The organism is Actinoplanes philippinensis (genome assembly GCF_900113015.1).
GTDB classification, from domain to species: domain Bacteria; phylum Actinomycetota; class Actinomycetes; order Mycobacteriales; family Micromonosporaceae; genus Actinoplanes; species Actinoplanes philippinensis.
On the sequence record NZ_FONV01000017.1, the window covers coordinates 1 to 12,767 of the forward strand.

Genomic DNA, 12,767 nt, shown 5'->3' on the forward strand with positions numbered 1-12,767 from the left:
ATCTCCAACCCATCCGTAGATAGGCCGGGGTATTGCCATAATTGGCACTGGCTTATCAAGCACCCTGTTGAGTTCTCAAAGAACAACCGCACACCTTCAGTCGACCCGCTTTCGCAGCGTCGGCCCCCGGGGCACTCGCTCTACTTTACTAGGCCTTCGCGGTGTTGTCAACCGGTATTTCCCGGTTGGCCCCGATCTGCCCTAGTATCTCCGCACTAAGGCGCACGGCTAGGCCGTGATCCGAAGTTCGAAGGTTTTCCGTCAGGACGGCCGGCCGGGCCCCAAAGTTCAGGTCCCGCTCGCTCGCCCGTCTCCCTGGCGGCTCCCAAAACATTACTCGGTGGTTTCCCGCCCTCCAAATCGGGGGTCACCCTTAGTCGTTTCCGCAGCTCAGAGCGGCCACACAGCCTCACTGAAGTCCTCCGCGTGGGAGGAAGACACGCGGAGGAATGAAGATCCGAACAGACGAGGACGGGCGAGCGCGGAGGAAGGCAGGAACAGACGACGCAGGATTCAGGGCCGGCGGACTTCGACCATGCCGTCGAGCACCCGGACCGGCAGCACCGGCTGATCGTTCCCGGCCGGGCCGTGGATCACCGCACCGTCGGCGACCCGGAACGTGCTTCCGTGCCACGGGCACACCACACACCCGTCGACGAGCTCCCCCTCGCTGAGCGGCCCACCCTCGTGTGAGCACCGGTCGACCAGCGCACTGACCTGGTCACCTCGGCGAACGAGCAGCACCGCGGTGTCCCCCACCCGGCGGGCGGCCGGCTTGCCCTCGGGCAGCGAGGCGAGCGACCCGGCCACGGTCCACTCCTCCGGCACGCGCGCCACCTCGGGCGCCGCGTGGCTGATACCGCCACCCTGGGCGTACGACAGATGCCCGCCCAGGAAGGCCCCGGCGCCCGCAACCGAGAGACCGGCGAAAGCCAACGCCTTCCCCCGCGTGGATCGCCCGGTGAGCCGGGCGATCAGGGAGCCGGCGTAGAGCCCGGTGGCCACCAGGTTGGTGACGGCGTGGACGAGCCCGACCCGGCGCCGGTCCTTGGTCATCTCGGACCAGTCGACCCAGCCGGCGACGGCGGCCGGGAGCACTCCGGCCAGTCCGACGCCGATGAGCGCGGTCGGGGCGTGGGAGCGGGAGGGGCGGAGGTCGAGGACCGCGGCGGAGAGGAAGGCCCCGACCGGGACCTGGACGAGCACCGGGTGGAGCGGGTGCCCCATCCAGCTGCCGTGCAGGAGGTCGCGCAGGGTGCGCGGCCGGACCGCGGAGGTGACCGCGGCCTGCAGCTTGTCGCTGGCGCCGTCGAGGGCGTCGGCCTGTTCGATCCGGGTGAGTACCTGCCGCAACATGGTGTGACGGTGCCCACCCGGATCCGGGTCAAACCTCAGAGAGCCTTGAGCGCGTCGCCGATGCCGCGGTGGAAGGTGGGGTACGCCCAGATCTGGCTGAGCAGGGTGCTGATCGGCACCTCGGCGTGGACGGCGACGGCCAGGGCGCCGATCATCTCGCCGCCGGCCGGGCCCGCTGTGGTGGCGCCGACCAGGACTCCCCGGTCGGCGTCGGCGACGACCTTGATGAAGCCCTCGTTGCCGGGCCCGTGCACGAAGCCGCGTGAGGTGGAGCCGAGCGGGACGTGGCCGACGCGCACGTTCGTCAGGGAGGCGCGCGCCTGTGCTTCGGTCAAGCCGACGGCGCCGATCTCCGGGTCGATGAAAGTGACGCGGGGGCGCGCGCGGTAGTCGGCGCCGGGTCCGCCCTGGCCGAGGATGTCCCGGACGGCGATGTCGGCCTCGTACATGGCCATGTGGGTGAAGGCGCCGTTGCCGGTGACGTCGCCGACCGCCCAGATGCCGTCGGCGGCGCGCATCCGGTCGTCGGTGGTGAGGAAGCGGGCCGCCGGGTCGAGGCCGACGGTCTCCAGGCCCAGGTCGCCGAGGCGGGCGGCGCGGCCGGTGGCGACGAGGAGTTTCTCGCCGGTGACGGTGCTGCCGTCGGAGAGTTCGACGGTGAAGGCGCCGTCGTAGGAGACCTTCGAGGCGCGGACGCCGGTACGGATGGTTGCGCCGATCACCGACGCGGCCACCTCGGAGGACTCGGGCTCCTCCATGGCGAGGATCCGGCCGGACCCCTCGATGATCGTGACCTGGACGCCGAACCGGACGAAGACCTGCGCGAACTCGCAGCCGATCGCGCCGCCGCCGAGGATGACGAGGGACTCGGGGAGGGTGGTGGTCTCGACGGCTTCGCGGTTGGTCCAGTACGGGGTGCCGGCGAGACCGTCGATCGGCGGGATGACGGCGACGGTGCCTGTTGCGACGACCAGGCCGCGCGAGGCTGCGTACGCCTGCTCTCCGATTTTGATCCGACCCGGACCGGTGATGGTGGCCCGGCCCCGGACGAACGTCCCGCCTTTGCCGGTGAAACGGTCGACGGCGACCTTGTCGTCCCAGTTGTCGGTGGCGTCCTCGCGGACGCGGCGGGCGACCGGCGCCCAGTCCGGCTCGACGGTGGCCGTGCCGGCGAGGCCGGGGATGCGGCGCGCCTCGGCGAGCGCCGATCCGGCCCGGACCATCATCTTCGTCGGGATGCAGCCCCAGTAGGGGCATTCGCCGCCGACCAGGTTGTGTTCCACTCCGACCACGTCGAGCCCGGCTGCGGCGAGCCGCCCGGCGGTCTCTTCGCCGCCCACGCCGAGTCCGATGACCACCACGTCCACGTTTCGCACGTCACCCATGGGTCTCAGCTAACCACTGACGGGTTTCCTCATGTGGGCGGCGCGGTGGCCGATTCTGGACGGTCGCGGAAGCGGGTCACACCGAGGAAGCGGCGGCCATGAGGGGGCGATGGCGAGCGTTGGCTGGCGCTCGCCGTTCTCATGGCCGCCATCGGTGTTTCCGGAAACGAAGACCCGCCGGAGGTGGTGTTTGACGGACGCAACCGCCGGCGGGTCCCGATCAACGCAGCCAGACCGCCTCGTCCCGATGTGACTCGAGCGGGCCCGGGTAGTCGAGGCTGCGGAATTCCGACGCGGGGAGACGCCACGGCTGGTGCACGGCGGCGCCGTTGATCCCCTTCAATTCAGGTACGTAACGACGAACGTACACGCCGTCGGGGTCGAATCGGAGCGCCTGGCGGATCGGGTTGAACCGCCGGTAGGGCCGGGTGTCGTTGCCGGTGCCCGCGGTCCACTGCCAGTTGCCCGAGTTGTTCGGCACGTCTCCGTCGAGGAGCCAGCGGAAGAACCAGGCGACGCCGAGCCGCCAGTCGATGCCGAGGTGTTTGGTGAGGAAGGCCGCGGTGATCAGGCGGGCCCGGTTGTGCATCCAGCCCTCGTCGCGCAGCTGGCGCATTCCGGCGTCGACGACCGGGACGCCGGTGAGCCCGTCCTTCCAGTGCTGCAGGGCGTCGTCGTCGTAGCGCCAGTCGTTGTCGGCGCCGGGCCGCAGGGCGTCGGTGGAGATCCCCGGAAAGACCCGGGTGACCTGGTAGTAGAAGTCGCGCCAGCAGAGCTGGCGGACGAAGGCGTCGGCGCCACGGTCGCGGGCCGCTTCGGCGAGGGCGAGGGGCGAGAGACAACCCCAGCGGAGGTACGGGCTGAGTCGGCTCGTGCCGTCGCCGGGTAGATCGTCGTGGGCTTCGGCGTACCCCGGAAGGTCTTGCCGCATCCACGTGGTGAGCCGGCGCCGCGCCTCGGTCTCGCCGCCCTCGCAGGCGTGCGGTGATTCTCCGGCCGGCGGGCCGGGCAGGTCGCCGGCGGTGAGCCCGTCCGGCAGGGCGACCCGTTGTGGTGTCTGGGCCTGGCCGCGCCATGGTGCCGCTGACCAGGACCGGAAGTAGGGCGTGAAGACCCGGTAGGACTCTCCGCCGCCGCCCGGGCGGACCGCGCCGGGTTCGACGACGGTGACGCCGGGGTGGAGTTCGAGGGCGATGCGGTGGCGTTCGCTCTCCTCCCGGAGCCGGCGTTCGCGGCGGCGGGCGTAGCCGCTGACGTCGGCTGCCAGGTGGATCGTCCCGGCGCCGGTCTCGCGGGCGACGCGGATCGTCTCGGCGACCGGGTCGCCCTGGCGCACGACCAGGTCGCCGCCCTTGGCGCGCAGTTGTCCGCGCAGGTCGGCGAGGCATTGGTGGAGGAAGCGGGTGCGGTTCGGGGAGAGTCCGGCGAGGGCCGGGTCGAGGACATAGAGGGGTACGGCGCGGTCGGCGGCGCAGGCCGCGGCGAGGGCCGGATTGTCGTGCAGGCGCAGGTCCCGGGTGAGCAGGACGACCGCGGTACGCATCAGGCCGCCAGCTGGACCGGGGTGCCGGGCCGGGTGAGCAGGCTGCGTACGGCGACGGCGGCCCGGCGGCGGTTGGGGACGGTGGCGCGGCGGCCGAAGACGTCGTGGTCGAGGGCCTCGATCTCGTCGAGGATGCCGCCGTAGAGCTGGAAGGCGGTGCGCATGCAGGCCTGCGAGGCGGGTTCGAGCAGGGGGATGCCGGGCGCGGCGAGGGCGTAGTGCTCGCGGGCCCGGGCGACCTCAGCCTTGATCAGCGCTTTCACGGCCGGGGTGGCGACGCCCTCCTGGAGGGTGCGGCGGGTGACGCCGAACTCGGCGAGGTGCTCCTCGGGCAGGTAGACGCGTCCGCGTTCGAGGTCTTCGGCGACGTCGCGGATGAAGTTGGTGAGCTGGAAGGCGAAGCCGAGCTGGCGGGCCGGCTCGCGGGCGGCGACCGGGTCGGAGGAGCCGAGGATGGGCAGCATCATCGTGCCGATCACGGCGGCCGACCCCTCCATGTAGTCGAGGAGGTCGTCGTAGGTGCGGTAGGTCGTGACGGTGATGTCCATCGTCATGCTGCGCAGGAACTTCTCGAAGTCTTCGAGGTCGAGGTCGAAGACCGCGATGGTGTGCAGGACGGCCGGCAGGAGAGGGTCGTCGGTGGGTTCGCCGCGAAGTCCGGCGAGGAACTGGTTTGACCACGCGGTGAGCAGGGCAGCCCGCTCCGCGGAGGGTCGGGACTCGGTCCGGTCGACGATTTCGTCCGCATATCGGGTGAATCCATAGAGGGCATGGACATGTCGCCGCTTCCAGGCCGGTAGCAACCGGGTCGCCAGGTAGTAAGTCCGGCCGTGCTCGCGATGCAACTCACGGCAGCGCTCGTAGGCCGCTGCCAGATCGGTTTCCACTCCGGACCTCCGGTTAAATCGACGCACGAATCGACGCAACTTCCGAAAGTTAGGGTACGGTACTGAGCGTGGCCAATCACACCCTCGAGGGAAATCGCCTCGAAGCGATCCCTCGCCAGCCGGTCTCGCACCGAGCGCTGATCGGCGCCGTCGAGGGCACGCTGGCCGATTTCCTAGCCGTCCAGATCGCCTCCCTCGACACCGTCGACCCCGCCCTCGGTGGATTCGCTCGCACCGCCCGTGACCTGGTCATGGCCGGAGGCAAGCGGATCAGGCCGACCTTCGCGTACTGGGGCTGGCGCGGCGTCGTCGGTTCCGCCGAACCGGTCGAGGGCGTGTTACCCGCCCTCGGCGCTCTTGAACTCATGCACACGTTCGCGCTCGTCCACGACGACCTGATGGACCGCTCCGCCACCCGGCGCGGCCGGCCCACCGCACATCGCCTGTTCGCCGCCCAGCACGGCGAGCAGTTCGGCGACTCGGCCGCCATCCTGGTCGGCGACCTGTGCCTGGTCTGGGCCGACCAGTTGCTCGCCCGGACCACGCTGCCCCCGGCCACCCTCCTCGACGTGCGCACCCGCTACGACCGGATGCGGGTCGAGGCGGTCGCCGGGCAGTATCTCGACGTGCTCGGCGAGACCGATCCGGCGAACTGGTCGGTGGAGCGGGCGCTGCTGGTCGCGCGGCACAAGACGGCCAGCTACACGGTGCAGTGGCCGCTCGGGTTCGGGCTGGCCCTGGCGTCCTCCGGCGGCGATCCCGCGCTGGAGGAGGCGTACCGGATCTACGGCCTGGCCGTCGGTGAGGCCTTCCAGCTGCGGGACGACCTGCTCGGTGTCTACGGCGACCCGGCGGTCACCGGAAAACCGGCCGGCGACGATCTGCGTACCGGCAAGCCCACCACCCTGCTCATGCTGGCCCGCCGGATGGCCAGTTCCGCGCAGCTCGACGAGCTCGCGGTGGCCGACGTCACCCGGCAGGCGGAGATCATCACGGCCACCGGCGCACCGGCGCAGGTGGAGGAGATGATCCGGTCCCGCGTCGACGAGGGCGTCGCCGCGATCGCCGGCGCTCCCGTCCGCCCGGACGCCCGGGCCGCACTGATCGAGCTGGCCACCGCGGTCACGCACCGCCCGGCATGATGTTCTTCCTCCCCCTCTTCTTGGAGCCGTGACGTGCGAATAGTGACCGGACCCACCGATCGGGTCGTCATCGTCGGGGCCGGGCTGGGCGGTCTCGCCTGCGCCCTGCACCTGGCAGCGGCCGGACGACAGGTCACCGTCGTCGAGCGGGAGCCCGTTCCCGGCGGCCGCGCCGGACGGCTCTCGATGAGCGGATACGACTTCGACACCGGCCCGACCGTGCTCACCATGCCCGAGCTGATCGCCGAGCCCCTCCAGGCGGTCGGCGAGAACCTCGACGACTGGCTGGAGCTGACCTCGCTCGACCCGGCGTACCGGGCTTACTACCCGGACGGGTCCACGCTCGACGTACGGACCGACACCACCCGGATGGCGGCCGAGATCGCCAAGGTCTGCGGCGCCCGCGAAGCCGACGGCTACCTGCGGTTCGTCGATTTCACCCGGCAGCTGTGGCAGCTCGAGCGTGACCACTTCATCGACCGGAACCTCGACACCCCGGTCGACCTGATGAACCTCAACCTGCTCAAGCTCCTCGGGATGGGTGCGTTCCGGCGGCTCCAACCCAAGATCGACCAGTATTTCCGCGATCCCCGTACCCAGCGGATCTTCTCGTTCCAGGCGATGTACGCGGGTCTCGCCCCGCACGACGCGCTCGCCATCTACGCCGTCATCGCGTACCTCGACTCGGTCGCCGGGGTCTACTACCCCAAGGGCGGCATGCACGCGGTGCCCAAGGCGCTGGCCGGCGCCGCGGAGAAACACGGCGTCACGTTCCGCTACGACACCACTGTCGAACGGGTCCTCACCTCCAACGGCCGCGCCACCGGTGTGGTCACGACCGGCGGCGAGCACATCCCGGCCGACGTCGTCGTGCTCAACCCCGACCTGCCGGTCGCCTACCGCGACCTCCTCCCGGCTCGCCGCCTCCGGCGACTTCGTTACTCACCGAGCTGCGTGGTCCTGCACATCGGCTCCAGCCAGGCCTATTCCAAGATCGCCCACCACAACATCCATTTCGGTACGGCGTGGAAGGGCACCTTCGACGAGATCATCAACAAGGGTCTCCTGATGAGCGACCCGTCCCTGCTGGTGACCAACCCCACACACACCGACGCGGCGGCGGCACCCGACGGCCGGCAGACCTACTACGTGCTCGCCCCCACGCCGAACCTCGAGTCCGGGCCGATCGACTGGCGCGGCGGCATGGACCGGCGATACGCCGACGAGTTGCTGCGCGTCCTCGAAGGCCGCGGCTACGTCGGGTTCCGGGACGGCGTCGAAGTCCAGCGGATCATCACCCCCGCCGACTGGGCCGACGACGGAATGGCCGCCGGCACGCCCTTCGCGGCCGCGCACTCGTTCACCCAGACCGGCCCGTTCCGCCCGTCCAACCTGCACCCCACCCTGCCGAACGTCGTCTTCACCGGCTCCGGCACCCAGCCCGGCGTGGGCGTGCCGATGGTCCTGATCTCCGGGAAGCTGGCCGCGACCCGGATCACCGGAGGCTCCGCATGAACGTCCCCAGCTCGTCCCACGCGGTCTCCGCCTCGTGCTCCGGCGCCACCGGCCGGCCGGCTACCCGCGAGGCCGAGCTCGTCGAGCTGGTCGACCCGGCCGGCGGCGTCACCGGGACCGCCACGGTCCTCGACGCGCACGAGGCGCCCGGGATGCTGCACCGGGCCTTCTCGGTCTTCCTGCGCCGGCCCGACGGACGGGTCCTGCTGCAACAGCGGGCCGCCGTGAAGACCCGCTTCCCGCTGCGCTGGGGCAACACCTGCTGCGGACATCCGGTGCCGGGCGAGGCGGTGGCGATCTCCGCCGGCCGGCGGCTGCGCGAGGAGCTCGACGTCACAGCGATGCCGCTGCGCGAGGTCGGCGTCTACGTGTACTTCGCCGAGGACCCGGTCACCGGGCGGGTGGAACGCGAGTACGACCACGTGCTGCTCGGTGACGTGCCGGCCGATGTGGAGGTCCGTCCCGATCCGGACGAGGTGGCGACACTGCGCTGGGTGACCGTCGACGACCTGCTCCGGGAGATCGAGGGCTCGCCTTCGGCGTACGCCCCCTGGCTCGAAGGGGTGACCCGGCGCCTGGCCGCCCACCTCGACCACCAGCCTCCCTTCGCTTCCGGGGCGTCCTCGACGTCCGCCGGGCCCTCGGAGTCCTCCGCATCGTCCGCGGCACTGGCCATCACGGATTCCTCTGCGACACTGCCCATCACGGATTCCTCCGCGGCGCTAACCATCGCGGATTCCTCCGCGGCACTGCCCATCGCGGATTCCTCCGCGGCGCTAACCATCGCGGATTCCTCCGCGGCACTGACCGGAACAGACTCCTCCGCGGCACTGACCGCCTCGGCACCGGAGCGGTCGGGTGGCAAATGACGGCCTGAGCGCCGGAGCCGCCGCGCGCCGCCTCGGCGTCGCGGTGACCACCTTGCGCACGTGGCATCAGCGGTACGGTCTCGGGCCCAGCCGGCACGAGCCCGGACATCATCGGCGCTACACCGTCGAGGACATGATCCGTCTGCAGGTCATGCAGCGGCTCACCGCGCAGGGTGTGGCGCCCGCGGAGGCCGCGGCCTGGGCTCGGCGCTCACCCGGCCCCGAGCCGGACGCCATGACCGCCACGGACGTCGCTCCGGCCTCCGAATCGCCCGAGCCAGCTTCCGGGGCATCTGCCCCGCTCTCCGGATCGGTCTCTGGATCGGCCTCTGGATCTTCCGCGCCCGACCCCGGATCACCTGGCCCGGCCTCCGGATCACCCGGGCTGGCTTCCGGGGCGTCCGCACAGGCTTCCGGGGCGTCCGCACGGGCTTCCGGGTCGCTCGCGCCGGGTGACTCGGCCGATCCCGCTCTTCGGGCCGCTGCTGCCGCCGCCCGTGAGTCGATTCTGGCGCTCGTCGAGTCGGGGGCCATGATCGCCGACGTCGGCCTCGGTGACGGCCGGGCCGGAGGCGGGCAGACCATCGCGCTCGGCCCCCGCGTCGATCCGGCCGCCCGTGGACTGGCCCGGGCGGCGATGCGCCTGGACGGGCCGTCGATGCGCTACATCCTCGAGTCGGCGGTCACCCATCGCGGCGTGATCTCCGCCTGGACCAACGTGATGATGCCGGTGCTGATCGGCATCGGCGAACGGTACGAGGCGACCAAACGGTTCATCGAGGTCGAGCACCTGCTGTCCCGCGCGATCACCGAGGCGCTCAGCATCGTGCCCCGGCCGCCCCGTGAACTGGCTCCCCGAGTCCTGCTGGCCGCGGCCGACGAGGAGCAGCACACCCTGCCGCTGGAGGCGCTGGCGGCCGCACTGGCCGAGAACGGGGTGCCCAGCCGCCTCCTCGGTGCCCGGGTGCCGTCCCGGGCGCTGGTGGACGCGGTGGACCGTACCGGGCCGGCCGTGGTGGTCCTCTGGTCCCAGTTGCCCGGCACCGGCAACGTGGCCCAGCTGGAGTGCCTGATGGCCCTGCCGCACCCGCCGCTCGTGATCGCGGCCGCCGGACCGGGCTGGCCACTGGCCGATCTGCCCCCCACGGTGACCCCGTTGAGCGGCCTGGCCGAGGCGGTACGTGTGGTCCGCTCCGCCAACGCCTGACGTTTCCCCTGGTCAGAGCCGTGTTTGCAAGAAAGGGGGATACCGATTTGAAGATCAGGACGGGCATCGCATATGCTTTGCATGCCTCAAGCGGGGGGCGCGGTTGGGGCCACAAACCACCAAGCGTTGCCGATCGCGCAGCCAGCGCGATGTGCAATGATGGCGGAAGATGCCCTCATCGTCTAGTGGCCTAGGACGCCGCCCTTTCAAGGCGGTAGCACGGGTTCGAATCCCGTTGGGGGTACTGGTAAGTTAGTGGTCGCAAGCCACTGGCGAGCCAAGCAAGACAGTTACATAGCAAGGTCCTGTGGAGCAGTTGGAGTGCTCGCCGCCCTGTCAAGGCGGAGGTCGCGGGTTCAAGTCCCGTCAGGACCGCAAGTAAGTTCACGGCCAGGTAGCTCAGTTGGTACGAGCGTCCGACTGAAAATCGGAAGGTCGGCGGTTCGACCCCGCCCCTGGCCACCGTCACCGAAACTCGGTACGAAAGCCCTCACCTGCGGAAACGCGGCTGGGGGCTTCGTCCATTTCCCGGGGTTCGACGGTGAGCCGGAAGCCACGACGGCGCCCGGCCGCCAAAAGCGATCGTCACTGCCCGACACCGTCCCTACAGTGACAGGCGGGTCACGATCAGGAGGTCCGACGATGGCCATACCGCGCGGCGGCAGCCGACTCATCACCGTCGACGGCACGGTCTATCGCTGGGCGGTCAGAGCCAAACCGACCTACGACCAGGGACTCAACTGGGCGCCGCTGACCTTCGCCGTCGAGCTGGCTGACACGCCGGGCCAGGTTCTCTCCGTGCAGACCGGTTCGCCCCGGCTGGACAACTGGCTCGGCCTGCCGGGGACGCCCGTCACGCCTCTGACTGTCGAACAGAGCATCCGGGCAGCCCTTGCCGCAGGTTGGCAGCCAGATCGCAGCAACGGCTTCTTCAAGCTCACGCTGGACGCCTGAAAAGCCGGTGCGCCGGGCTGGAACAGCGATCGGTGTGGGGGACCGCACCTGAGTGGCGACCCCCACACCGATCGGCTGGTCACTGGATGACGAAGGTCCGGCCGGTGGCCGAGGAGGACTTGCCGAACTGGTCGCCCGCGAACTTGGCCACCAGGCGGTACTTCACCTTCTTGTTCGCTGAAGCAAGGCCGATGTAGTAGCGGCCGGAGGCGTCGAGGGGGAAGTCCTTCGCCTGCAGGGTCTTCCACTTGCTGCCGGACTTGCCCTGCAGCACGGCGGTGATCCAGCGGCCGTTGACGGGTGAGGAGACCGCCACCTTGATGACGATGTTCTTCTTGTCGCGGAAGTAGGCGACCTTCTTCACCGTCTTGTACTGGCCGGAGAGGGTGACCGTGGTGGTCGTGACGGTCTTGTAGGCGGCCGTGGCGGACGACGGCTTGTTGCTGTCGTCGCCGTCGTAGTAGGCGGTGATCGCTCCGCCCGCCGGCGCCGGGATGTCGACCGTCGCCGCGCCCGACTGGTTCGTCGTGGCGGTCACGGTCAGTTCACCGGCCGGGCTGGAGCGGACGAACCGGACCGTCACGCCCGGGTGGCCGGGCACGGTGGCGGTGGCGCGGACCTTGGCACCGGCCTTCGCGGGCGCAACGAGCTTCAGTTCGGTGGTCGTCACTGCCTGGGCGGGGGGCGTCTCGAAGCCGGCGGCCAGGTAGTAGACGTTCGGCTGATCGGAGCGGCTGTTGAATTCGTCGAGGATCGCGTAGAGGCGATTGTCGTCGGCGGACCAGGTCAGGGTTCCGGACAGGGGTGCCGGGCGGTTGTAGGCGGCCTTCGGGTGGGCGTTGCCGGAGAAGACCTGGGTGCCAGCGGCGACGTCGAACGCGACGATGTTGCCGCCCGGCCCGTAGGCGCTGTCGACCCCGCCTCCGATCATGGTGCCGTCGTGCGAGTAGGCGACATCGGTCGGGTATGGGCCGGTCTCGAACGATCCGGCCACCGACAGGGTGGCGGCGTCGTACTGCGCCAGGTGGTACGGCGAGCCCGCGGCCGTGGCGACCTTGCTGCCGTCGGGGCTGATCGCGACCCGGTCGAGGGAGCTGCCGGTGTCCTTCTGTGCCAGCTCGGTGACGGTCGCCCCGTCGACGCGGTAGGTGAAGACCGGGCCGTTGCTGATGCCGCCGACTCCCGCCACGAGAGTGTTCCCGGCGCCGGCGAGCAGTGGGGCGGCGTACATCCTGGTGGTCTTCACGGTCTGCGGGTCGGCGCCGGTGGTGGCGTCGACCGAGCCGAGGCTGCCGTCCCACTGGTCGCAGCCGGCGCCGTAGAACAGGCGGGACCCGGCGAAGGCGAGGTGGACCGGGCATTCACCGGTCGGGTAACGCCCGATCTCGGTCAGTGTGCCGGTGTCGAGGACGGCGATGGCGCCGGCCTGGCTGAGCGCCACGTACACCCGGTCGCCGGACGGTGACGCGAGGACGTCGCGCGCTCCGAACATCCCGGTGACGCTCTTCTGGGTCACGCCGTCGGTGCCGAGGACGGCGACCGTGTTGCCGTCGGAGACGAACAGCTTTCCGTTCGCCGCCGCCATGCTCTTCGGCGTGGCCAGTGTCGTGGGCTTCGTGGTGGTGTCGGTCACCGCGACCGCTTGTGCCGGTGCGGCGGCGATGAGGGTGGCGGCGACGACACCGGCGGTGGCCAGTGCGGCAGCTGCCGGGCGGGAGCTCAGAGGCATTACGCGGGGGTCCTTAGGTCAGTCGCTGGGGGTGCGCTCTGCGATCGGCGGCGGAGCGACTGTCCTTTAGGAGAACCGGAGGCTCGGCGGTCAAAGGGGGGAGAACGGTGGATGGACTTGCTTGACTGCCCCTCCAATACTCTAGGGATGGACGTGAATACGGGGAGTGGCATTCCCGAG

9 protein-coding genes, 3 tRNA genes and 1 pseudogene are annotated in these 12,767 nt (G+C 70.4%); 8 read left to right on the plus strand and 5 right to left on the minus strand.

Going from position 1 to position 12,767, the window contains the following annotated elements:
• Positions 1-513 precede the first annotated feature (513 nt).
• The 4 genes from BM290_RS37205 to BM290_RS37220 form a co-directional block, all read right to left on the minus strand.
• Entirely contained in the window at positions 514-1,356 is an 843-nt protein-coding gene (locus BM290_RS37205; RefSeq protein ID WP_177320058.1) for a Rieske (2Fe-2S) protein, read from the minus strand.
• Positions 1,357-1,391: 35 nt separating this feature from the next.
• Positions 1,392-2,741 carry a dihydrolipoyl dehydrogenase family protein gene (locus BM290_RS37210; RefSeq protein ID WP_093620662.1) on the minus strand — a complete coding sequence of 450 codons (1,350 nt, stop codon included), beginning with the start codon at positions 2,739-2,741 and terminating at the stop codon, positions 1,392-1,394.
• A 220-nt stretch (positions 2,742-2,961) separates the two neighbouring features.
• Positions 2,962-4,284: a cryptochrome/photolyase family protein gene (locus BM290_RS37215; RefSeq protein WP_093620663.1), complete on the minus strand. Its 1,323-nt coding sequence runs from the start codon at positions 4,282-4,284 to the stop codon at positions 2,962-2,964.
• Positions 4,284-5,171, minus strand: a complete 888-nt coding sequence (locus tag BM290_RS37220) for a phytoene/squalene synthase family protein (RefSeq protein ID WP_093620664.1) — start codon at positions 5,169-5,171, stop codon at positions 4,284-4,286. The genes BM290_RS37215 and BM290_RS37220 overlap by 1 nt, the downstream gene beginning before the upstream one ends.
• Positions 5,172-5,239: 68 nt before the next feature.
• Here BM290_RS37220 and BM290_RS37225 point away from each other — a divergent pair, with 68 nt between their 5' ends.
• From BM290_RS37225 to BM290_RS37260, 8 genes and pseudogenes are all read left to right on the plus strand, one after another.
• Positions 5,240-6,313 carry a polyprenyl synthetase family protein gene (locus BM290_RS37225; RefSeq protein WP_093620665.1) on the plus strand — a complete coding sequence of 358 codons (1,074 nt, stop codon included), beginning with the start codon at positions 5,240-5,242 and terminating at the stop codon, positions 6,311-6,313.
• 33 nt (positions 6,314-6,346) lie between these two features.
• Entirely contained in the window at positions 6,347-7,828 is a 1,482-nt protein-coding gene (crtI, locus tag BM290_RS37230; protein ID WP_093620666.1) for a phytoene desaturase family protein, read from the plus strand.
• Positions 7,829-7,914: 86 nt separating this feature from the next.
• A pseudogene (gene idi, locus BM290_RS50310) lies at positions 7,915-8,406 on the plus strand (isopentenyl-diphosphate Delta-isomerase); the annotation flags it as partial.
• A 280-nt stretch (positions 8,407-8,686) separates the two neighbouring features.
• Positions 8,687-9,904, plus strand: a complete 1,218-nt coding sequence (locus tag BM290_RS50985) for a MerR family transcriptional regulator (RefSeq protein WP_093620667.1) — start codon at positions 8,687-8,689, stop codon at positions 9,902-9,904.
• 171 nt (positions 9,905-10,075) lie between these two features.
• Positions 10,076-10,148: transfer RNA gene (locus BM290_RS37245), tRNA-Glu, on the plus strand.
• A 57-nt stretch (positions 10,149-10,205) separates the two neighbouring features.
• A tRNA-Asp gene (locus BM290_RS37250) sits at positions 10,206-10,279 on the plus strand.
• Positions 10,280-10,292: 13 nt separating this feature from the next.
• Positions 10,293-10,366: transfer RNA gene (locus tag BM290_RS37255), tRNA-Phe, on the plus strand.
• A gap of 180 nt (positions 10,367-10,546) precedes the next feature.
• The gene (locus BM290_RS37260) at positions 10,547-10,858 is read left to right on the plus strand and encodes a hypothetical protein (protein ID WP_093620668.1); all 312 of its coding nucleotides are present in this window, start codon (positions 10,547-10,549) and stop codon (positions 10,856-10,858) included.
• 79 nt (positions 10,859-10,937) lie between these two features.
• Here BM290_RS37260 and BM290_RS37265 read toward each other — a convergent pair whose 3' ends face one another.
• Positions 10,938-12,587 (minus strand): hypothetical protein, encoded by a 1,650-nt coding sequence (locus BM290_RS37265; RefSeq protein WP_093620669.1) that lies wholly within the window; start codon positions 12,585-12,587, stop codon positions 10,938-10,940.
• Positions 12,588-12,767: the final 180 nt, after the last annotated feature.